This window comes from Aeromonas sp. LsrichE-8G (genome assembly GCF_022869435.1).
GTDB lineage: Bacteria > Pseudomonadota > Gammaproteobacteria > Enterobacterales > Aeromonadaceae > Aeromonas > Aeromonas caviae.
Window position 1 is genome coordinate 1 of sequence record NZ_JALIHH010000057.1, and the last position, 21,289, is coordinate 21,289.

A 21,289-nucleotide genomic window follows, 5' to 3' on the forward strand; every position below is an offset into this window, starting at 1 on the left:
CCGGCGGTTCGTATTGAATATCGTAAAACAGAGCAATTGTGGTGCTCGAAGTCAGAGAAACAAGCTAAAAAGAGCCGGCTGGAATGACGACTATCGGGCTCAGTTATTCTTTGGTTAAAATATCAACAAAGTGTGCTCCCGCCCTGCGTGGCAAGGGGGCAACCCCTTGCCTTTAACGCCCAAAGATTTCCGTTTGAATCACGTCATACCTGGGAGGCGGATTTGCCGGTGAGGCGATCCATGGCCTCCTTGAGCATGGCATCGCGCTGCGCGGCCAGGTCCTTGCTCTGCGTTTCGCGCTCCTCGGCAGAGAGCGTCTTGTCATCCGCTATCCCCTTGAGCTGACGCTCGAGATCGTCAAATTTTTTGCGATCAAAGCCCAGGGCCTTGTCCACCATCTGCTGCACCCGCGCATCCTTGACGCCACCGGTCAGGACTGTGTTCTTGCCGTTCCTGGCCAGATGCTCGTAGGTCAGTGCCTGCTGCGCCTTGCCGGTCAGCACCTGACTGGAGAGGCTGACCTGCTGAGACCAGCCGCTCTGCTTGTCATCGCTGTCGCTGAGGGTCGCCAGGGCTCGGTTCTGGGACGCGCTCTGGGCGAGTTGATGACCATAGGGTTTGATATCCATGAAGGCTCCACGCTCACTGCCGGCCTCGCCGGCTCCGGGGATGGTTTCCCCGCCATGGGCCGGAGACAGCAAAATGCAGGCCAACTTGAGTACCCCCTCTTTCGACGTTTCAGCACGGGGTTGCAACACGCCTCCTTCTGCACTCCATGACGAGTGCGACCAGACCCATCAAAAAAAGGCGCCCGAAGGCGCCTCTTGTGGACAGAAGTCGGCTCGTCATGACATCAGCGACGGCTGATGTGGAGCGGACCGAAGGTCTGGGCCACCGGCATGATCTCGATGCTGTTGATGTTGACGTGGGCAGGCTGCTCGCTGATCCAGAGTACGGTATTGGCGATGTCTTCCGGCAGGATGGCCTGCACCCCCTGATAGACGGTGGCCGCCTTGGCGTCGTCGCCGTGGAAGCGCACGTTGGAGAACTCGGTGCCGCCACACAGGCCGGGCTCCACGTTGGTGACACGCACCGCCGTGCCCGCCAGATCCGCACGCAGGTTGAGGCTGAACTGCTTCACGAACGCCTTGGTCGCGCCGTAGACGTTGCCGCCCGGATAGGGATAGGTCCCTGCGATGGAGCCGATATTGATGACGTGGCCGCAGTTGCGCGCCACCATGCCCGGCAGCAGCAACCGGGTGATCAGGGTCAGGCCGCTGATGTTGGTGGCGATCATCTGCTCCCAGTCCTCAAGGTCTGCCTTGTGGGCAGGCTCCAGCCCCAGTGCCAGGCCGGCGTTGTTGACCAGCAGGTCCACCTGTTGCCATTCGGTCGGCAGCCCCTCGATGGCGGCGCGGGTGGCAGCCTTGTCCTGGACGTCGAACACCAGGGGCAGGAACTGCTCGCCCAGATCCTCGGACAGGGCGGCCAGCCGTTCGGCGCGGCGCCCGGTGCCGATGACCCGGTGGCCTGCGCTCACCAGCAGGCGGCTGATGGCCTCGCCAAAGCCGGACGAGGCGCCCGTTACCATTGCAATCATGTGAACCTCCATTGTTATTTGTCTTCTTGAAAAATCAGCACGTTATATGTCGCGTTTGCCCAGCTTTCGCCATGCGAACACCGCCAGATGCAGCAGGAAGAGACCCGAGCCCCCCAGCGCAAACAGCAGGCCGGTCAGGGCGTTGACCGAGGTATCGGCGCCGCACCACCACCAGACCAACCAGCCGACGACCCCGATGAGAAAGGTCTGGGCGGCACAGACCGGGCAGCGCCCGAGCTTGGCCCTGATGGCCGTGGCCAGGCAATCCTCGCAACTCATGATGGCTCCTGCCGCTCATCCCCCAGCGCCAGCACCAGGCGGTGGGCATGCTGGCCGGGCCCGTAATAATCGGGCAGCCGTACCCCGGGGCGAAACCCCAGCCCCTGATAGAGGGTCCTGGCTTCTGGGTTGGCGTCGGCGACCTCGAGGCGAATCGCCCCCCAGCCGGCCTCGCGCCCTTCCCGGATCACCTGCTCCAGCAGGCGGCGTGCCCACCCCTGACGGCGGACGGTCCAGCGGATGGCGAGGGTCTGGATGATGAGACGATCCCAGCCTTTGTGCTCCAGCACGCTCAAATAGCCCATCACCTGCGCCTTCTCGTCTTGCAGCAGCAGGGTGCGCCCCTTGGCCTGATTGAGCAGATAGTGCCAGCGGCTGCGGCCGAAGGCGACCTCGGGGGGAAAACAGTAGCGTTCCAGCTTCACGATGGCGCCCAAATCATCGGCTCGGGCGGCGCGCACGGTCAACACGGGGAGTCCTTGTTCGGTTATTTATCCTCAGCACCAGAAATGCGACTTGTATCACAAGTTACCAAGGCAGAATATTAGGCACTGTAACCTCTTGTTTCCCCTCGCGCCATTGTCGTGCTTGTCGGTGCATCGAAGCCCACTGGGGATCCTGCCGTTTCTGGCAGTCCTTTCTGTGGAGCCTGAAAATATGAGTACCTATGTCATCGTCGAGGAGCCGGGCGACTGGCCCTGCCATGCCGACTATCTGCTGACCGCCCGCACCTACCTGCAACACGGTCTGCCCACCACAGGGGGGCGTCCGCGCATCATCAACCTCTGCCGCAGCCTGGAACACCTGGGGGCCGGTTATTACTGCTCCCTGCTGGCCCAGGCCCGCGGCCACCACTGCCTGCCGGGATTGCAGGCCATCAGCAGGCTGCAACCCCAGCAGCCTCCCGCCAAGCTGTGGCGCAAATTGCAGGGCTGGCTGGCCCAGCAGAGCGAAGACAGGATCCGGGTGCGCGCCATCTTCGGCCAGTGCGAACAGAGCGAGCTGGCGGGGCTCGCCCGCTATTACTACGGCCTGAGCCAGTTGCCGCTGCAGGAGCTGACCCTCAAGCGCGGTCGCCACGGCTGGTCGGTGCGCCAGCAGGAGAGCCTGTCACCGCTGGCGCTGAGCCCGAGCGAGAAGGCGCTGATGGTGCAGCACGCCCAGGCGCTGGTGGGCACGGGGGACGAGGAGCAGACGGCGCCACGCTACCAGCTCGCCATCCTGGTCGACCCCAACGACGGCCGCGCCAGCAGCGATGCCCTGGCGCTGGAGCGTTTCATCAAGGCGGCCGCTGCCCAGGGGATCCAGGCCGAGATCCTGCCTCCCTCGGCCATCGAGCGGTTGCCGGAGTTCGACACCCTCTGGCTGCGCGCCGAGACCGCGGTCGGCCACTACACCTTCGAGTTTGCCCGCCGTGCCGAGCAGCTCAAGATGCCGGTCATCGACAGCTCCCGTGCCATCCTCGCCTGCAGCAACAAGCTCTATCTCTACGAGCTGATGGTGCGCAGCGGCGTGCCCATGCCCCCCACCACCGTCGTGACCCGCCGCGGCCGCCAGCATGTGGACGAACTGGTGCAGCGCCTCGGTCTGCCGCTGATGGTGAAGATCCCCGACGGCGCCCAGGGGCGCGACCTCGCCATGGCCAGCGATGACATCCAGCTCGCCCGCCTGCTGGACGAGGGGCTGGCCCGCTCCGCCCTGCTGCTGGTCCAGAGCCGGATCCCTGCCGAGTTCGACTGGCGCATCGGCTTTCTCGACGGCTCGCCGCTGTTCGCCTGCCGCCGTTACCGACCCGAACCCGGCAACCGCATCCGTCGCCGCAAACACCCCCTCGACATGAGCCGCATCGAGGCGCTGCCCCTCAGCGAAGTGCCGGAGCGGGTGCTGCAAACCGCCCGCCGCGCCGTGCACCAGCTCGGCAACGGCCTGTTCGGGGTGGATCTGCGCCAGCAGGGCCAGGGCTGCGTGTTGCTGGAAATCATCGACAACCCCTGGATACGTGGCGATATTGAAGACAGGGAGGCAAAGGACCTCTACGAGCGCCTCGCCCGGGCCTTCCGCCAGCGGCTGGAGAACCGGGGGCAGAGCGCGACAGGATAACAAGCATCGCGAGCAGAGGTGGATATGATGACAATGCAGTGGTGGGACATCGCGCCCCTTGGCTGGGAGAACATCCTGGTCTGTCTGGTGTGTGGCACCCTGGTGGGGCTGGAGCGGCAGCTTCGCGGCAAGCCGGTGGGGATCCGCACCTCTTCCCTCATCGTGCTCGGCACCTACTGTTTTCTCGCCATCGGCGCCGCCGTCAGTCCTCAGGGCGCCGATCAGGCGCGGGTGCTGGGTCAGCTCATCACCGGGGTCGGCTTTCTCGGGGCCGGGGTCATGATGACCCGGGATGGTCAGGTGCTGGGGGTGACCTCCGCCGCCGCCATCTGGATGCTGGCCGCCCTCGGCGCCCTCATCGGCATGGACATGCTGCATCAGGCGCTGCTGCTCACCGGCGTCACCCTCTCCATCCTGGTGGGGGTGGACTACTTGGAAGCCAGCTTCAAGAGCCTGCGCCGCGGGGTGCACAATCGGCTGGAACACTGGCGCCACGGGGCCGAGCCCTCGGTCTCTTCCCGCCGGGACGATCTGGGCAGCGGCATCGAGAAGTAAGCCGCCACCATGAAAAAGGGCTCCACTATGGAGCCCTTTCTGTTGTCTGCCTCCCTCAGCGCACCAGCAGGAAGCGGCCGGTGAGGGGCGGCAAGTCCACCGTCACGCTGCTGCCACCGATGGCCAGGTTCTCGCCGCTCTGCAGATCCACCAGGGCGCTGCCGCTGCGCAGCTTGCCGACCGGCACGGCGTAGCTCTGAGGCGTGGTGGAGACATTGAGCAGGTAGACTACTTGCTCGCCCGCCGTCTGCTTGATGTCGCCATAGACGCTCCCCTCGGCCACCAGCTTGACCCGCTCCCCCTGATAGAGGGCGGGGTGGGCGGCGCGCAGGGCCAGCAGAGCGCTCAGCCACTGCTTGAGCTCGGCCTGCTCGCTGCTCGGCACGAAGCCGGTGACACCGGGGACCTTGCCATCGCTGCGGGCCACGTGATCATCGCAGAGCCCCTGGGCCGCACAGTCGCCCCCCACCTGACTGGCAAAGCCAGGCACCTCGTCGCCAAACTCCTCGCCATAGTAGAAGGTAATGGGACCGGAGCGGGCGGCCATGAAGCTGAAGGCCGCCTTGTGGCGCTGCCAGTAGTCCGCCCCATTGAAGTTGCCCCGCTCCAGCAGATCGCCGAAGCGCACCAGATCGTGGTTGCCCAGCATCAGGTTGGGCATGGCATGGTCCGGGTAGTTCTCCACCTTGTTCCAGCTGGCGTCGAGCACGCTGGCCCCCTGCCCGCCCTTGCCGGACTCTTCCACCGCCAGCGCCTGTACCAGGCCGTAGCGCAGGGGGAAGTCGAACGCCGAAGAGAGCGCCGGGTTGTCGCTCGGGCCATAGGCCTGGGCGCGGATCTCGTCGGCGCCCTTCCACACTTCCCCCACCATGTAGCCGAGGGTGCCCCACTGCTGGCCGGCGGCCTTGCGCGCCGCGCTGGCCTGGGCCACCTCGCTGCGAATGGCGCGCCAGTCATCCAGCCCCAACTGATAAGCCTGATCGAGGCGCCAGCCGTCGATGCCGTACTGCTCGACCCAGTAACGGGCCACCTCCTTGAAGTAGGCCAGACTCTCGGGCTGGCCGTAATCCACCAGCTGACCCGGGTAGCCTGCGCCGCCGCTCTTGAGGGCTGGCAGCCGCCCCTCTGGTGAAGGCTTGCTCACCCCCACCTTGTTGACGTGGCCGAACACCCCGTCGAGGAAGACATAGAGCCCGCGCTGGTGCGCCCCGTCCACCAGTTTTTTAAGCTGGGCGTTGCTGCCGAAGTTGGGATCCACGTTGAAGAAGTCACAGGCGAAGTAGCCGGTGGCATCCAGCCGGTCGTCCCCGGCCTGGCCGGCGCAGGAGTCAAACACCGGCGTGAGCCAGATGGCGTTGACGTTGAGGCTCTTGATGTGGTCGAGGCTGTCGATGATCCCCTGCAGATCGCCGTTGTGCCGGGAGGGGCCGTAACCGACGCCGTAGTTGGCGCTGCCATCGCCGTCGACGAAGGACTCCACCATCACCTGGTAGGTGCGCAGGTTGCAGGCTGGCTGATCATTGCCGTAGCAGGCGCGGCTGGCCGACGCGGGGGGCGGATTGACCACCGGGGGCTGGGGGTCACTGCTGCCACCGCCTCCCCCGCTGCCGCAAGCCGTCAGTAACAGGGCGGCCCCGATGAGGCCGCCACGACGCAACGTTCCTTGTTTCATTGTTATGTTCCCGCTGTGGTGGATGGGCGCCCAAAGCGCCGCACTGGGGTCATAATAACGACCTGACCGACGCGGGTCTGTGACTGAAAACGTTACCTGACTCAACGAGTTAGCATGTCAGAAGCGATGCATGTTGCGATCGGGGAAGGCGGCGCGCTCGTCGATGGGCAGGATCAGGTGGTAGACCTCGTGGGCCGCCAGGGTGAAGCCCGAGGGCCACGCCAGTTGATGGCGATCATCGATGAAGACACGGGCGAAGCGACGCTCGGTCTCCATGGCCGCAAACAGCGGCTGGCCGCGCCAGGGGGTGAGATCCAGCACGCCTGTGGTGCCGTCGGAGAGCACCACGAACAGAGACCAGCCCTGCATATATTCCACATCGATGAAGACCGGCATCCCTTCGGCTCCGATTGAGAAATCCGGCGCCATTATAGGCACGACCATTGTCTTGATGTGCCAGCAGGATCACAGTTTCCCCAGCGTTTTATGCTCTCTTCGAACCCTGCATCCCGTCACAAAAAAATCATAAAACGTGCCAGCTTCTCCATTTATACCTCCCCCCCATGCAACCTTTGCCAGGCGCCACTGTCATACTCCTGCACCATAACAACAATGCGTCCGGGGACTGGGCGCAAACAGGTTTGCAGGAACAATATGACCACCATCAGACAATGGCTGGGACCGGTTTGGCCCATCGCCGTCTTTGCATTGATCGCGCTCATCTCCCTGACCGTCAGCCGCCTTGGCCTGGGGCTCTGGCAACTGGAACGGGTGGATGCCGTCTCTGGCTGGCAGGAGATGCTGCTGCAAGGCATTCGGGTCGACGTCGCCACCCTCTGCTGGGTCTGGGGCGTACCCGCCGTCTTGACCCAGTTGCTGGCCGGACCCCACGCGCCGGGGCGGCTCTGGATGCAGCTTATCCGGATCTGGCTCACCCTGGGGCTCTGGCTGATGCTCTTTCTCGAGATCTCAACTCCCGCCTTCGTCACCGAATACGGGGTGCGCCCCAACCGTCTCTATGTGGAGTACCTCATCTATCCGAAGGAGGTGCTCTCCATGCTGTGGGCTGGCCGCAAGGGCGAGCTGCTGCTGGCCGTGATCTTCAGCGGCGCCGTGCTGGGCGGTGGCTGGTGGCTGAGCGGCCGCCTGGTGCGTGACCTAAGCTTTCCCCGCTGGTACTGGCGCCCCGCCTTCGCCCTGCTGATCCTCGCCGTCGGCTTCCTCGGCGCCCGCTCCAGTCTCGGCCATCGCGCCCTGAATCCGGCCATGGTGGCCTTTGCCGACGATCCCCTGGTCAACGCCCTCACCGTCAACTCCGCCTACTCCCTCTTCTTTGCCATCAAGCAGATGGGGGCCGAGGAGGACGCCAGCCAGTTTTACGGCAAGATGGCTGACCATCAGGTACTCGACATAGTCCGCGAGGAGAGCGGTCGTCCTCTCGGCGATTTCACCTCTGCCGATCTGCCGAGCCAGACTTTCAACACGGCCAGCTACCAGGGCAAGCCCAAAAACCTGGTGATCCTGCTGCAGGAGAGCCTAGGGGCCCAGTTCGTCGGCTCCCTCGGCGGCCTGCCGCTCACCCCGAACATTGATGCCTTGTCGAAAGAGGGTTGGGCGTTCGAGCAGCTCTACGCCACCGGTACCCGTTCGGTACGCGGCATCGAGGCGGTGCTCACCGGCTTCACGCCGACCCCGGCCCAGGCCGTGGTCAAGCTCGGCAAGAGCCAGACCAACTTCTTCACCATCGCCGACCTGCTCAAGCAGCGAGGCTATGACACCAGCTTCATCTATGGCGGCGAGAGCCACTTCGACAACATGCGCAGCTTCTTCCTCGGCAATGGCTTCACCACCATCGTCGAGCAGAAGGACTTCAAGAACCCGGTGTTCGAGGGATCCTGGGGCGCCTCGGATGAAGATCTGATGGCCAAGGCCAACGAGACCTTCGTGGCGCTGCACAAGGAGGGTAAACCCTTCTTCAGCCTGGTGTTCAGCTCCAGCAACCACGATCCCTTCGAGTTCCCCGACAACCGCATCGCCCTGTACGAGCAGCCCAAGCAGACCCGCAACAACGCCGCCAAGTACGCGGACTACGCCGTCGGCGAGTTCTTCAAGAAGGCCAGGGCATCGGACTACTGGAAGGACACCCTGTTCCTGGTCATCGCCGATCACGACAGCCGGGTCGGGGGAGCCAGCCTGGTGCCCATCCCCCGCTTCCACATCCCGGGGGTCATCCTGGGGGACGGCATAGCACCGAGAAAGGACCCCCGCATCGTCAGCCAGATCGACATGGCCCCGACCCTGCTCTCCCTCATGGGCATCAGTGCCGACTACCCCATGCTGGGCAAGGATCTCACCCGCATGCCCGCCGACTGGCCTGGACGCGCCATCATGCAGTACGACAAGAACTTCGCCCTGATGCGTGGCAGGGATGTGGTGATCCAGCAGCCCGAGCGGGCGCCGGAAGGCTTCATCTACGAGGATGCGACCGAAACGCTCACCCCGGCGCAGCAGCCGGACACCATGAAGGATACCGCCCTGGGGCTGGTCCTGTGGGGCAGCCTGGCCTATCAGCAGGGGCTCTACCGGACGGCGCAGGACAGCCGGCTGGCTCTCAACTGAGGAATCGCCCACAAAAAAACCGCCCTCGGGCGGTTTTTTCTTGCGGCTAGCCCCGTCAGGGGTGGGGGAAGCAGGGAAGCGAGCGGCTGAACCTGTGCTCGAACACCAGGGAGGTCTCGAGGTGCACCACCTCTTCCCGGGAGGTGAAGTGATCGAAGACGAAATTGCGCAGGTGTTCGGTATCGGAGACGCACAGGTGCACCAGGAAATCATCCTTGCCGCCCATGTGGAACAGGCTGATCACCTCGGGCAGGGCCAGGATGGCGTCGCGAAACGCATCGATGATCTGGCGGCTGTGACGGGCCAGTTGCAGGGAGACCATGGCCTGGATGTGTCCGCCCAGGGCCTGGTAATCCACCTCGCAGTGCGCCCCCTTGAGCACGCCATCCTGCTGCAGCTTGCGCACCCGCTCCAGACAGGTGGACGGCGCCACCCCGACCAGGGCCGCCAAATCCTTGTTGGTCATGCCCGCATCGCGAAACAGATGGGCCAGGATGTCCAAGTCCAGTTGATCCAGGTTTCTCATCTTTACTCCTTGCATCGCTCGATTTTTTTAGACTCTGCCCGTAAACCGGGCCGAACACAACGCAGATTGACATCGCCTCCGGCCCCTCTATGCTGTGCCGCACCCGCGGGATGCCCATCCCGTTGATCCCGACCACCACGAGGAACCCCATGCTCAGTGCCCATCCCTTCTGGAGCCTGGACGTTCCACGGCTCGACGGCCAGCTCCTGCTCACCCCCTGCCCCGGCAGCCAGCAGGTCCCCATGGCCGACACCCTTGCCCAGTTGCAGTTGGCCGGTGCCGGCGGGGTGCTGACCCTGATGACGGTGGAGGAGCTGGCCCTGTGCGGGCCCCTCTCTCTCGGGCAGCTGGTGCAGGCCAGAGGCATGAGCTGGTTCCATCTGCCCATTGCGGATGACGAGGCACCGGATGCCCCCTTCGAACAGGCCTGGCCCGGGGTGCAACCCCGACTGCTCGCCCTGCTGCGCGAGGGGCGTCACCTTGCCATTCACTGCCACGGAGGAAGCGGGCGTACCGGGCTGGCGGCCGCCCTGCTGCTGATGGCCCAGGGGTTGCCCCAGCAGGAGGCCATGACCCTCATCCGGGCCAGACGGCCACGGGCCTTCACCCTGGCCTGCCACCGTCACTGGCTCGATACCCGTGGACGGCGGCTGGCCGGGGCGGACTGATGGGCTCTATCCCTTGGGCTGCTGGTAGGTAAACACCTTGCCGATGTCTTCCACCTTGTAGCTGGTCAACTGGTAGACGTAATAGTTGAGCCAGTTGGAAAACAGCAGGTGACCGTGGCTGCGCCAGGTGGCGCGCGGGGTCTGGCTTGGGTCGTTGTTCGGGTAATAGTTGACCGGAATGACGGGGGTGAGCCCGGCCGCCAGATCCCGCCGGTATTCCCCATCCAGGGTCAGGGCGTCATATTCCGGATGGCCGGTGACGAACACCTGGCGACAATCCTTGGTGGCGGCCAGATAGACGCCCGCCTCTTCCGACTCGGCGAAGATCTGCAGATCGGTGTGGGCGCGGATGAGATCCCCGTCGAAGGCCGCATAGCGGGAGTGGGGCGCCACGAATTCGTCATCGAAGCCGCGCAGCAGCGCCTCGTGCTCGTCGAGGCGGTGGTGGCGATAGACCCCGGAGAGCTTCTCGCCGTGGGTCTGCTTTTCCATGCCGTACAAGGCTTTCAGCGCCGCCTGCACCGCCCAGCAGAGGAAGAGGGTGGAGGTGACATGCTGATGGGACCACTCGATGATCTCGACGATGCGTGGCCAATAGACCACCTCCTCGAACTCCACCAGCCCGAGCGGCGCCCCCGTGATGATCATGCCGTCGTAGTTGTTGCCTCTCACCTGCTCGAAGTCGTGATAGAAGTTCTCCAGGTGCGCCTGGGGCGTGTTTTTCGACTCCCGATCGTCGATGCGCAACAGATCCACGTCCACCTGCAAGGGCGAGTTGGAGAGCATCCGCATCAGCTGGATCTCGGTTTCTATCTTCTTGGGCATCAGATTGAGGATGAGCACCCGCAGCGGGCGGATGTTCTGGGTGACGGCCCGGGATTCCGTCATCACGAAGATGTTCTCCTGCCCCAGCACTTCGGCGGCGGGCAACTGGTCCGGGATCTTGATCGGCATGCTGACTCCCTGTACTGCATCGGTAAATATGTCTGGACATCTAGAAGCCTATAATAAAGCGCTCTCGCTGTCATCAGATACCTTTTGTATTCACCCCGCCCTTTGACTAGCATACGGCTCAGTGTGTCCCTCGTACCCAACCCCATGACAGGAATCAAGATCTCCGTAGAACGGCTGCAAGTCGGCAATTATGTCTCCCTGCCTTTGGGATGGCGTGAGCACCCGTTTCTGTTCTCCAGCTTCAAGCTCAAGAGCGAGGAGGAGATCGAGCTCATTCGTCGCCTTGGCCTCAAGCTGGTGACCATCATTCCCGACAAGAGCGACACGCCGCCCAAGCCCCTCGGCCAGACCCAGCCCCAGGCGGATGAGGTTGAGGGAGAGGGTCTCGTCGCCCGCCAGGAGGAGATGCAGCAGGAGAAACTGCGGCGCATCGAGCAGTTGCAGCGCTATCGCCGCGACCTGCAGCAGTGCGAGAAACAGTTCCGCCAATCCCTGGCCCAGGTGCGCAACCTCATGGGCAAGATCCAGTCCCGCCCCCTCAACGCCATCAGCGAGGCCCAGGAGCTGATCAACGCCATGACGGAGCAGCTCCTCTCGGTGGACGAGATGGTGCTGCACCTGGTCTCTGACAGCGATGATGGCAACAGCCTGCAGTTTCACTCCCTCAACGTCAGCGTGCTCAGCATGCTGCTCGCCCGGGAGTGCAAGTTGCCGGCCGAGGCAATCCGCCAGGTCGGCATGGGGGCCCTGTTCCACGACATCGGCAAGCTGAGGATCCCGAGCCAGATCCTGCGCAAGACGGAGCCGCTGACCAAGCCGGAGCAGAACCTGATGGCCCAGCATCCCCGCTACGGCCTGGAACTGCTGGGGCTGGTCAGCGATTTTCCGGAAGCGGCCAAGCAGATAGTGCAGAACCACCACGAGTACCTGGACGGCACCGGCCCCCAGGGGCTCAAGGGCGATCAGCTCGATCCCCTCACCCAGATCGTCTCCCTCATCAACGAGTACGACAGCCTCTGCCACCTGGAGGCCAAGGTGCCCTACGCGGCCCTCGGCAGCCTTTACAAGCAGCGCAAGTCCCAGTTCAACGCCGATCACCTCGGCATGCTGATCCGGCTGATGGGGGTCTACCCCCCGGGTAGCGTGGTGCAGCTTTCCAACGGCCAGGTGGGGCTGGTGATGTCGGTCAACGCCTCCCGCCTGCTCTACCCCGCCGTGCTGGTATACGACCCCCGCATTCCGCGCCAGGAGGCGGCCATCATCGACCTCGACGCGGCCGGGCTGACCATCGCCAAGGTGATCCAGCCCAAACGCCTGCCCCCGGCGGTGTTCGAATACCTCAACCCCCGCACCCGGATCAGCTACTACTTCGAACACGGCAAGCCCTGAGAGGGCTGGCCCCACCCAAGGAGTCCCCATGCGCATCGAGATCATCAGCACAGGCGACGAGATAGTGACCGGCCTGGTGGTGGACACCAATGCCGCCTGGCTCAGCGCCCTCTTGCTGGAGCAGGGCTGGCAGGTGCGCCGCCGCGCCACCGTGGGGGACAACCTCGCGGATCTGACAGCCGTGCTGCAGGAGAGCGCCAACCGCGCCGAGGTGGTACTGGTGTGCGGGGGGCTCGGCCCCACGGCGGACGACCTCACCGCCCAGGCCGCGGCCGAGGCGTTTGACCAGCCCCTGACCCTGTTCCCGGACTGGCTCGCCACCATGGCCGAACGCTATGCCAGCCGGGGCCGCACCATGGCCCGGAGCAACACCAAGCAGGCCTGGCTGCCCCGGGACTGCGAGATCCTCGACAACCCGGTGGGCACCGCCTGCGGCTTTGTGGTCTGCCACCCGGCCAGCCACGGCCAGAGCCGGCTCTTCTTCACCCCGGGCGTGCCGTTCGAGTTCAAGCAGATGGTGCGCGAACAGATCATGCCCCGCCTCAAGGCGCTGGCCGGGGAAGAGACGGACACCGAGCTGCGCCGTTTCTACACCTTCGGCGTCTCGGAGTCCGCCCTCAGCGACATGCTGGATGCGGCCCCCTGGCCTGCCGGCATCGAGCTGGGCTACCGCTCCTCCATGCCCCTCATCGAGCTCAAGCTCATCGGCCACGGTGCCAGCACCGCCGACATGGACGCCGCCGAGGCGAGGCTGCTTGCGGCCATCGTCCCCTGGCTGGTAGGGCGTGGCAACGAGGCGCCTGCCAGCCAGATCCTGGCCCTGCTGGGGGAGCGGTCGCTGCACCTGCAAGAAGGGGAGAGCCGGGGCGCCCTGCTGACCATGTGTCACGGGCACCCGGCCCTGACCGCCGGCTTCAGCCACACCCTGAGCGACGATCTGACTCAACTGGCGGTGCCCGCCGCCCCCCTGAGCCTCACCATAGGCCGTGCCGGGCCGGACGGCGTGCCGCTGCTGCTCTGCGCCGACGGGCAACTGCACGGCCAGACGCTCAGGGTCAGCCACCCGGATCCCGCGAGCGGTCGCCGGATCCTCGCCTTCGCCGCCCTCGACATGCTGCGCCGCCACCTGCTGGGGCTGCCGGTGCTCGCCGATTACCTCACCCTGACCCGAACGGCCAGATGCCAGGAAGGCGCCCGGGGCTAGAAGTGAGCCAAGCCTGCGCCGCCATGGACCCAGTACCCGACGAGCGCCAGGGTCAGCAGGCAGAAGGCCCTCTCGTAACCCCCGCCGCTCTTGAGGGGCAGGCCGGGCAGGCGAAAGCGCCGACGCCAGGGCCAGAGCAGGGGAATGCCCATGGGGGTGAGCCAGTCCCCCAGCAGATGGCTGAGATAGCCCACGATGAGGGCATCCTTCACCGCCCCCGACAGCAACCAGGGGGCTTCTACCTGGGCCAGCCCCCAGACCCCCATCCCCACCGCCAGCAGGCTGTGGGTGAAGCCGCGATGGCCGAACAGCCGGGAGAGCGGCCCCGAGATCCAGGGCAGTTGCCGCCCGAGCAGGGAGCGGGGGTGATCGAGATCCGGCAGCAGGGCGCTCGCCAGGGCCATGGGAACGATGTGCCACAGGCTGGCATCGGCCAGGGCCGGAGTCAGTTCAACCTTGTGGGCAAGCAGGACGCAGGTGACGGAAAACAGCAGGTGGCCTTGGGCGGTCATGGGGCTCGTTCGGTTGGACAGAAAAAGGGGCTGATCGATGGCGACCAGGGTCCTCGCCCTGGGGCGGCGGCAGATTAAAATCCTTCTCTTCCTGCCTGGCAAGGTGATTTGCATCACCACCTTCAACGTGATGGACACTCTGGATAGCGAAAGCATAAAAAGTCAGCATATTGCGCTAAAAAACCGCAATGGAGCCCATGACATGGCCGGCTCTGCCCCTCTCCCGTCAGCCGAAATTTCCTCAACCCGGCTCACCCATTTGCATTCAGATCGTTGACCCGGAAGGAAAAATACCCGAATACTGCGCGTTGGATCCGCCCCGGCGGCATTGGATGCCGGCAAGGAGAGGCCCCGGCATGGGGCAAACCGGACAGGGACAACGAAGGAGGGCCCGGTGTTAAGCAAAGCGTGGTTTCAGCTGTCGGCCGACATGAGCTATGTCTGCCTGCGCATCACCCCGGGCCTCACCGAGCCCATCCAGGAAAGCGACGTCCTGGCCCTGCTGCGACTCTCCAACTGTCGGCGCTACGAACCCCTCGGCGAGGGGATCCGCGAAGCCGTCACCCTGCTCAACGCCCTCATCGCAGAGCCGGATGCCCCCGCGCATCCGCCAGTCCCCATTGCCCGGCGCCAGGATGCCAGGCTGCTCATCCAGGTGGACAAAGACCAGATGATCGCCAGGGCGCAGATCACCGCGGACTGGGGCGGCCAGCCCCTGACCCTGGCCCGGTTGCAGGAGGCCCTGGCGGCCAGCACGGTCAAGCAGGGGGTGAGCGAGCGACTGCTTGCCGCCGCCATCCAGGCAGCGGGTGAGGCGGCCCCCGGTGCCCAGCTCAATCCCGTCATCGCCCTCGGCAAGGCCGCCAGGCACGGCCTGGATACCCGCCTGGAGCGGCTGGTGGAGACCGTAGCCGAGCGGATCCTCAAACCCCAGGAGCGGGATCACGGCAAGGTGGACATGCGCGACCTCGGCACCCTGCTCACCGTCAAGGCGGGGGCGTTGCTGATGCGCAGGCACCCCGCCACCCAGGGCATCGACGGCTTCACCGTGACGGGCCAGACCCTGACCGCCCGCCACGGCAAGGAGAGCGCCATGACCCCGGGTGACGGCACCTGCCTCTCCCCCGAGGATCCGGACCTGCTGCTGGCGACCCGCCCGGGGCTCCCCTGTCAGGAGCGTGCCGGGATGCGGGTCGACGAGGTACTCAACGTCAAGCAGGTCGACATCCGCCACGGCCACGTCGAGTTCGAGGGATCGCTGCTGGTCGCCGGGGACGTCATGCCCGGCATGCGCGTCAAGACCAGCGGGGACGTGGTGATCGGCGGCTTCGTCGAGGGCGGCTACATCGAATCCGGCGGCACCATCACGGTGCGCAACGGCATCATAGGGCGCAAGCTGGCGGACGACGAATACCTCTGCCACCTCAACGCCGGGGGGGAGATCCACGCCAGCTATGCCCAGTACGCCAGGCTGGAGGCCGATGGCGACATCCATATCCTGAGCCAGCTCAGTCACTGCTATTGCCGCAGCGGCCAGGATCTCAAGGTGGGGGACAGCGCCATGCGCAAGGGGCACCTCATCGGCGGTATCAACATCGCCAACCGGCTCATCATGGCACCGGTGCTCGGAGCCTCGGCGGCCAACCGGACCCGGTTGCAGATCCTCGGCGGCTATTTCAGCCAGAAGGAGCAGGAGCTGGCGCTGCGCCAGCGCAAACAGACCTGCGCCGAGCAGATAGACAAGCTGCAGGATCTCATCCTGCGGCTGCTGCAACTGCCCCGTGACAAGCGCAATCCCGAGACCCTGCAGAAGATCAAGGCGCTGCGCACCCGCCAGTTCGACGAGAGCAAGAGCCTGGACGAGCAGCTCGCCGAGGCGCAGCGGGAGCTGCAGGCGCTCATGGCCAACATGGACATCATCGCCACCCAGCGCCTCTTCCCCGGCGTCGAGGTGGAGATGGCCCATCACCACAACAGGGTCGACATCGAGCACGGCCCCATCCACTTCGCCATCCGGGAAGATCAGCTGCAACTGACCCCCTACCAGGGCCAGCGCTGAGGGGCAACGTGCCCCCGCTTCGGCAGGCGGCGTGATCCCGGCGGCGATTTTCGCTACACTCGGCCTCCCCATGGCCCCATCGGGCGGGCCGGCCAGACTCAGGTAGTGAGAAGATGTACAAGCTGATCGCATTGGATATGGATGGCACCCTGCTGACCCCAGAGGGCCGAATCTCCCCCCGCACCCAGGCCGCCATCGCGGCAGCCCGCGCCAGGGGCGTGACCGTGGTGCTGGCCTCCGGCCGCCCGCTGGAAGGCATGACCGCCGCCCTGACCGAGCTGGGCCTCACCGGCCAGGATGACTACGTCATCTGCTACAACGGCGCCCTGGTGCAACAGGTGTCCGAGCAACGCATCATCCGCAGCCAGTTGCTGACCGGCAGCGATGCCCGTGCCATCGCCCACCTGGCCTGTGAGCTGGGGGTGAACATCCACGGCTTCTCCGTCCGCCAGGGGCTCATCAGCCCCAGGATCAGCCCCTACACCGAGCACGAATCCCGCCTCATCGGTCAACCCATCAACCTGGTGGACTTCGCCACCCTGCCCGACGACGAGCAGATCATGAAGGTGATGATGATTGACCCAGAGCCCCTGCTCTCCCGTGCCATCGCCCAGCTGCCCGCCGAACTCCACGAGCGCTATACCGTGGTGCGCAGCGCACCCTATTTCCTCGAGTTCATGAACAAACGCAGCAACAAGGGCACCGGCGTCGCCGCCCTGGCCGAGCACCTGGGGCTGGATGCCTCCCAGGTGATCGCGGTGGGGGATGCGGGCAACGATCACCACATGATCGCCTACGCCGGACTCGGGGTCGCCATGGGCAACGCCACCGACGAGATCAAGGCGCTGGCACAGCACACCACGGGGCGCAACGATGAAGACGGGGTCGCCCAGGTGATCGAACGTTTCATCCTGAACGCCTGAGTCGACAAGGGGCCCTGTGGGCCCCTTCTGCTATCCGGCCGCCCGGCCAGATGTTTAATATATCCACCATATAATCTCTCACCGCACCAGCCCCTCCCCCTCAAGTCCCTTTAAATGGGACTCTCAGCCGTATCCCGACATCAACGGTTAACATAATTGCATCATTTTGTTTGACATATTGAACGGCCTTGGCAGACTGGAGGCAGGATCCAGGCTGTCGTTGCCAAGGCTGACCGACGATTCTGGCACGCTGGCGCGACCCTGATCCCACGACCATGCCTTGAGGCATGCCCTTGCGAGCCGAGGCGGCAAGGGCCTTCCCAAGGCGCAGGATGAGACCGCCAAGGATAGCCAAGGTGACCTATGCCCAACCCCAGTGCCCATAACAAACCCGTCGTGCTGATGACCATGGGGGCCCAGGCCCGCAGTGGCCACGCCTACCAGGTCATGACCCACAAATACATCAAGCCTCTGGTGGAGATCAGCGGCTGCGTGCCGCTGCTGGTGCCCACCTGCTGTGGCACCGAGGATCTGGAGCAGTATCTGGACCTCGCCGACGGGGTCTATCTAAGCGGTGCCGGATCCAACATCGATCCTGCCCTCTATGGCCAGGAGAACCTCACCCCGGAGAAGCCCCAGGACAGGGACAGGGATCTGTTCGATATTCCCCTGGTGCGCGCCGCCCTCGACCGTGGCCTGCCGATCCTCGGGATCTGCCGCGGCATGCAGGAGATCAACGTGGCCCTGGGGGGCGACATTCACCAGAAGGTCTATTGTGAGCCGGGTTATGACGATCATCGGGAGGATGCGGATGACCCGGTGGACGAGCAGTATGGCGAGAGCCATCAGGTCGAGCTGGTGCCCGGTACCTGGCTGGCCGAGCTGATGGGGCAGCCGTCGATTCCGGTCAACTCCCTCCACGGGCAGGGGATCAAGACGCTGGCCAAGGGGCTGGCCCCCCTGGCCCATGCCGAAGACGGGCTGATCGAGGCGATCCACGCTCCCGCCCTCTCCCCCTTCCTGCTGGCGGTGCAGTGGCACCCGGAGTGGAAGGCCAGCGAGAACCCCCACTCCATCAAACTCTTCACCGCCTTTGGCGACGCCTGCCGCCGGTTCAGGCAGCAGGTCGGCTAGTCGCCGACCCCTTGCCCTTGAGCCTGGGCAGGGCCTCGTACATCGGGGGCTGCCCAGAGGCATCCGACGTGACGGGCCTGTGACCCCCCACGCCATCAAGCTGCCCACTGCCTTCGGCGACGCCTGCCGCCCGCTCAGGCAGCAGACGGGCTAGTCGCCGAATCCCTTGCCCTTGAGCTTGGGCAGGGCCCCGCGATCAGGACGCAGGGTTCGGCAGACATCCAGCCCCTTGAGGCCCCGCTGGATATGGTCCGGGGCCTGCCCGAGCACCATGCCGTTGCCGCGATAGAGACGGGCATCCTCCAGCTCGAACAACTCGCCACCGATGAGCAGTTGCTCCCGGCCATTCACCACCTTGCCCCGTTTCAGGGGCAGGGTCATGTCCACCTGGATTTCGCCGGTGGCACACCCCTCGCGCCAGCGCGCCTCGTTGGAAAACGGGGAGATGGCGATCTCCCGCCAGGATCCGTCCCTGAACTCCATCCGGTAACGGTCTTGCACCAGATCGCATCCCGCCAGCACCACGGGGATCGCCAGCCAGATGACACCCTTCATTCCCTTCACGCCCTTGCTCCCTTGTTGTTATTGCCAGATATAGATCACGGAATCTGTCCCTCATCCCCAGCTCAGAGCAGCAGGGTGGCCAGATCCTGCAACTGCCCCAGCTCCACATCCGGCAGCAGCGACAGCGACTGCCAGGACTGGCCGCTCTCGTTGAGCCAGGCGGCCCGAAAGCCGTGCAGCCTGGCCCCCAGCACGTCGGTCACCGGGTGATCCCCCACATGAAGGATGCGGCCGGGGGCCAGCTCCAGGGCCTCTTGCACCTGCACGAACATGTCGGGCGCCGGTTTCATTCTGGTTCCCGCTCCCGCCTTGCAGACCAGGGTGAAGTAGCCAGCCAGACCCGCCTGCTCCAGATCCAGGTTGCCGTTGGTGATCACCGCCAGCGGATAGCGCGCCGCCAGACGAGCCAGCAGGGCGTGAGTCGCCTCGCTCACCTCTATCTTAGAGCGCTCGGCCATGAAGCCGGTGAACACCGCCCGGGCCTGCTGCTCCGCCAGCCCGGGCTCCATGCCCCCCTGCACCAGGGCCTCGCGAATGCCACGCTGGCGCGCCAGGCTAACGTCGTGGCTCAGCGCCGGGTGGTCCAGCAGCAACTGGCGCTTGAGCGCGAGCCAGCGCGGCTTGTCCAGCATGGCGGTAGCCAGGTATTCGCTGCGCAGGTGGTCCAGCATCCACTGTTCCGCCCGCGCGATGGCGGGGCCGTTGTCATAGAGGGTGTCGTCCAGATCGAACGAGATGGCGGCCACCGGCTGCCAGCGACGGTAAAACTGCATGGCTGTTCCTCTTTACTCCTCATCCTCTGGCGTTGCGAGCTCCCGCCTGACCGGGGCGACGTGGAGATTGTCATCCCCGCAGATCCCACACCACATCACTCATCCTCCGGCGTTTCCGGATCCCGCTTCGCCCGCGGGTGGGCACTGTCATATACCTTGGCCAGATGCTGGAAGTCGAGGTGGGTATAGATCTGGGTAGTGGAGAGATCCGCATGCCCCAGCAGCTCCTGCACCGCCCGCAGGTCGCCGGAGGATTCCAGCATGTGGGTGGCGAAGCTGTGGCGCAGCTTGTGGGGGTGCACGTGGGCATTGAGAGCCTGCTTGTTGCCCCAGCCGTCGAGCCGCTCCTGTACCGAGCGGGCCGAGAGCCGCTGCCTGCGCTTGGAGACGAACAATGCCTCCCCCTCGTCACCGGCCAGCAGGGGGCGTACCTTGAGCCACTTGTGCAACCACTCCACCGCCATCCGCCCGATGGGCAGCACCCGCTCCCGCGAGCCCTTGCCGATCACCCTGAGCTGGCGCTCGTCGAGCTTCACGTCCGCGAGGTTGAGCCCCACCAGCTCGGCAAGGCGCAGGCCGGAGGAGTACATCAGCTCCATGATGGCGCGATCCCGCACCGCCAGCGGATCCTGCTCGTCGGTGATGTTGAGCAGCTGGTACATCTCGTCCACGTCCAGGTTCTTGGGCAGGGGCCGCCCCTGCTTGGGGGTGACGATGCCCCGCGCCGGGTTGGCGGTGAGCCGCCCCTGGCGCACCTGCCAGTCGCAGAAGCTGCGCAGGGCCGACACCTTGGTGGCAAGGGAACGGGGCGCCAACCCCCCCTTGTGCATCCGGGTCACCAGACTGCGCACCTGGCTCGCCTCGAGCCGGGCCCAGTCGTCGACCCCGAGCTTCACCAGCTCGGCGGTCATGGCTTCCAGATGGGCCTGATAGTTGCTGCGGGTGTGGGGGCTGAGCTGGCGCTCGACCCTCAGGTATTCGATAAAGGCGTCCAGCTCCCCCACCAGTGCGACCGGCAGAGGGTCGGCGGCAGGGAGCACCTTGACAGGGGATCGGGTCGTTGCCTTAGCCACGGGCCAGCTCGGGCAGACGCAGCTGCAGCAGACGCCCTAGCTGACCCAGCAGCAGGGTGTCGTTGTGGGGGGTGAAGTGGCTGGGATCCGAGCTCGCGAAGGCCAGCACGCCGAGCTCCCCGAGCCGCATCAGGGCCACCGAGTTGACCAGCACATCATTGCCAAACAGCGCCTGCTTCTCGCTCTGGTTGAGGCGGCCGAAATAGTAGTCCGTGCCGGGCAGGCGCTGCCCCAGCAGTTGTTCGAGCTGTTTGCCCTGCGCCAGGAAACGCTGCTCGGGGCCGCTCAGCTGGAAATGCCTGGGATTGAGCCAGAGCCGCAGGCCGGTGAGTCGCAGCCGCTGGACGAAGGCCTTGCCCATCACGGCGCTCAGCTCGAACAGGGTCTGGCAGCCGTAGATCTCCCCATAGAGATCCGCATAGACCCGGAAGATCCGCTCGTTCTCGCTGGCGACCCCCATCAGTTCGGTGATCTCCTGCTCCAGCTGCTCGATGCGCTCCCGCTGACGGTCCAGCTGGCGCTCCACCAGGGAGATGGTGCCCTTTTGCCCATGGGGAATGCGGATCTTGTCCAGCATGGCCCCGTGACGCAGGAAAAACTCGGGATAACGGGCCAGGTACTCCAGCACTGTGGCTTCATCCACCAGTGATTCCTGCCGTTTGAGTTCGCTCATAACTTGGTTGAT

The 21,289-nt window shown here is 65.0% G+C and carries 23 protein-coding genes and 1 pseudogene; 11 read left to right on the forward strand and 13 right to left on the reverse strand.

Translation table 11 applies throughout. The annotated features are described in order from the left end of the window. Positions 1–118: pseudogene (locus MUW49_RS10965) on the forward strand (ISAs1 family transposase); the annotation flags it as partial. Positions 119–203: 85 nt separating this feature from the next. On the opposite strand, the gene MUW49_RS10970 reads toward MUW49_RS10965, so the two are convergent. The 4 genes from MUW49_RS10970 to MUW49_RS10985 form a co-directional block, all read right to left on the reverse strand. Next, complete coding sequence (locus MUW49_RS10970) at positions 204–629, reverse strand: hypothetical protein (protein ID WP_104456047.1); 426 nt, start codon at positions 627–629, stop codon at positions 204–206. Between the two features lie 224 nt (positions 630–853). Beyond that, complete coding sequence (locus MUW49_RS10975) at positions 854–1,600, reverse strand: SDR family oxidoreductase (RefSeq protein WP_244812764.1); 747 nt, start codon at positions 1,598–1,600, stop codon at positions 854–856. A gap of 42 nt (positions 1,601–1,642) precedes the next feature. Beyond that, complete coding sequence (locus tag MUW49_RS10980; protein ID WP_041212265.1) at positions 1,643–1,879, reverse strand: DUF3624 domain-containing protein; 237 nt, start codon at positions 1,877–1,879, stop codon at positions 1,643–1,645. Next, a complete protein-coding gene (locus MUW49_RS10985) occupies positions 1,876–2,349 on the reverse strand; it encodes an N-acetyltransferase (RefSeq protein WP_124244417.1) in 474 nt (157 codons plus the stop codon). Before MUW49_RS10985 ends, MUW49_RS10980 begins: the two co-directional genes overlap by 4 nt. 187 nt (positions 2,350–2,536) lie before the next feature. Here MUW49_RS10985 and MUW49_RS10990 point away from each other — a divergent pair, with 187 nt between their 5' ends. Both MUW49_RS10990 and MUW49_RS10995 read left to right on the forward strand, forming a co-directional pair. Beyond that, complete coding sequence (locus MUW49_RS10990) at positions 2,537–3,979, forward strand: RimK family protein (RefSeq protein ID WP_041212263.1); 1,443 nt, start codon at positions 2,537–2,539, stop codon at positions 3,977–3,979. Positions 3,980–4,003: 24 nt separating this feature from the next. Further along, on the forward strand, positions 4,004–4,534 hold the full coding sequence (locus MUW49_RS10995; RefSeq protein ID WP_160836811.1) for an MgtC/SapB family protein: 531 nt from the start codon (positions 4,004–4,006) through the stop codon (positions 4,532–4,534). A gap of 55 nt (positions 4,535–4,589) precedes the next feature. On the opposite strand, the gene MUW49_RS11000 is transcribed toward MUW49_RS10995, so the two are convergent. Together MUW49_RS11000 and MUW49_RS11005 are read right to left on the reverse strand one after the other, a co-directional pair. Further along, entirely contained in the window at positions 4,590–6,206 is a 1,617-nt protein-coding gene (locus MUW49_RS11000) for an alpha-amylase family protein (RefSeq protein ID WP_052815612.1), read from the reverse strand. A gap of 117 nt (positions 6,207–6,323) precedes the next feature. Continuing rightward, complete coding sequence (locus MUW49_RS11005) at positions 6,324–6,602, reverse strand: DUF2442 domain-containing protein (protein ID WP_039039795.1); 279 nt, start codon at positions 6,600–6,602, stop codon at positions 6,324–6,326. A gap of 258 nt (positions 6,603–6,860) precedes the next feature. Between MUW49_RS11005 and MUW49_RS11010 the strand changes: the two genes are divergently transcribed. Then, positions 6,861–8,825 (forward strand): LTA synthase family protein, encoded by a 1,965-nt coding sequence (locus MUW49_RS11010; RefSeq protein ID WP_052815611.1) that lies wholly within the window; start codon positions 6,861–6,863, stop codon positions 8,823–8,825. A gap of 55 nt (positions 8,826–8,880) precedes the next feature. Here MUW49_RS11010 and MUW49_RS11015 read toward each other — a convergent pair whose 3' ends face one another. Beyond that, positions 8,881–9,351, reverse strand: coding sequence for an Lrp/AsnC family transcriptional regulator (locus MUW49_RS11015; protein ID WP_010672715.1), 471 nt, complete (start codon positions 9,349–9,351; stop codon positions 8,881–8,883). A gap of 149 nt (positions 9,352–9,500) precedes the next feature. Here MUW49_RS11015 and MUW49_RS11020 point away from each other — a divergent pair, with 149 nt between their 5' ends. After that, positions 9,501–10,019, forward strand: coding sequence for a tyrosine-protein phosphatase (locus tag MUW49_RS11020; RefSeq protein ID WP_244812765.1), 519 nt, complete (start codon positions 9,501–9,503; stop codon positions 10,017–10,019). 6 nt (positions 10,020–10,025) lie between these two features. Here MUW49_RS11020 and metA read toward each other — a convergent pair whose 3' ends face one another. After that, positions 10,026–10,973, reverse strand: a complete 948-nt coding sequence (gene metA / locus MUW49_RS11025) for a homoserine O-succinyltransferase (RefSeq protein WP_010672713.1) — start codon at positions 10,971–10,973, stop codon at positions 10,026–10,028. Between the two features lie 144 nt (positions 10,974–11,117). Here metA and MUW49_RS11030 point away from each other — a divergent pair, with 144 nt between their 5' ends. Then, a complete protein-coding gene (locus MUW49_RS11030; protein WP_244812767.1) occupies positions 11,118–12,362 on the forward strand; it encodes an HD-GYP domain-containing protein in 1,245 nt (414 codons plus the stop codon). A gap of 28 nt (positions 12,363–12,390) precedes the next feature. Further along, positions 12,391–13,566, forward strand: coding sequence for a molybdopterin-binding protein (locus MUW49_RS11035; RefSeq protein WP_244812768.1), 1,176 nt, complete (start codon positions 12,391–12,393; stop codon positions 13,564–13,566). On the opposite strand, the gene MUW49_RS11040 is transcribed toward MUW49_RS11035, so the two are convergent. Further along, positions 13,563–14,078: a metal-dependent hydrolase gene (locus MUW49_RS11040; protein WP_244812770.1), complete on the reverse strand. Its 516-nt coding sequence runs from the start codon at positions 14,076–14,078 to the stop codon at positions 13,563–13,565. The two genes, MUW49_RS11035 and MUW49_RS11040, sit on opposite strands and share 4 nt — an antisense overlap. A 37-nt stretch (positions 14,079–14,115) precedes the next feature. On the opposite strand from MUW49_RS11040, the gene MUW49_RS11045 reads away from it, so the two are divergent. The 4 genes from MUW49_RS11045 (at position 14,116) to MUW49_RS11060 (ending at position 18,194) form a co-directional block, all read left to right on the forward strand. After that, the gene (locus tag MUW49_RS11045; protein WP_244812771.1) at positions 14,116–14,355 is read left to right on the forward strand and encodes a hypothetical protein; all 240 of its coding nucleotides are present in this window, start codon (positions 14,116–14,118) and stop codon (positions 14,353–14,355) included. A 117-nt stretch (positions 14,356–14,472) separates the two neighbouring features. Beyond that, complete coding sequence (locus MUW49_RS11050; RefSeq protein ID WP_348521186.1) at positions 14,473–16,137, forward strand: FapA family protein; 1,665 nt, start codon at positions 14,473–14,475, stop codon at positions 16,135–16,137. Positions 16,138–16,250: 113 nt separating this feature from the next. Then, a complete protein-coding gene (gene yidA / locus MUW49_RS11055) occupies positions 16,251–17,060 on the forward strand; it encodes a sugar-phosphatase (protein WP_041214347.1) in 810 nt (269 codons plus the stop codon). A 363-nt stretch (positions 17,061–17,423) separates the two neighbouring features. Further along, positions 17,424–18,194: a gamma-glutamyl-gamma-aminobutyrate hydrolase family protein gene (locus MUW49_RS11060; protein WP_039039802.1), complete on the forward strand. Its 771-nt coding sequence runs from the start codon at positions 17,424–17,426 to the stop codon at positions 18,192–18,194. A 150-nt stretch (positions 18,195–18,344) separates the two neighbouring features. Here MUW49_RS11060 and MUW49_RS11065 read toward each other — a convergent pair whose 3' ends face one another. The 4 genes from MUW49_RS11065 to MUW49_RS11080 form a co-directional block, all read right to left on the reverse strand. Next, positions 18,345–18,749 (reverse strand): hypothetical protein, encoded by a 405-nt coding sequence (locus MUW49_RS11065; protein WP_143238281.1) that lies wholly within the window; start codon positions 18,747–18,749, stop codon positions 18,345–18,347. A 71-nt stretch (positions 18,750–18,820) separates the two neighbouring features. Beyond that, entirely contained in the window at positions 18,821–19,531 is a 711-nt protein-coding gene (locus MUW49_RS11070) for an HAD-IA family hydrolase (protein ID WP_161470159.1), read from the reverse strand. A 95-nt stretch (positions 19,532–19,626) separates the two neighbouring features. Further along, positions 19,627–20,604, reverse strand: a complete 978-nt coding sequence (gene xerC / locus MUW49_RS11075) for a tyrosine recombinase XerC (RefSeq protein WP_161470158.1) — start codon at positions 20,602–20,604, stop codon at positions 19,627–19,629. Further along, positions 20,597–21,277, reverse strand: coding sequence for a DUF484 family protein (locus tag MUW49_RS11080; protein ID WP_041212252.1), 681 nt, complete (start codon positions 21,275–21,277; stop codon positions 20,597–20,599). The genes xerC and MUW49_RS11080 overlap by 8 nt, the downstream gene beginning before the upstream one ends. Between the last annotated feature and the right edge of the window lie 12 nt (positions 21,278–21,289).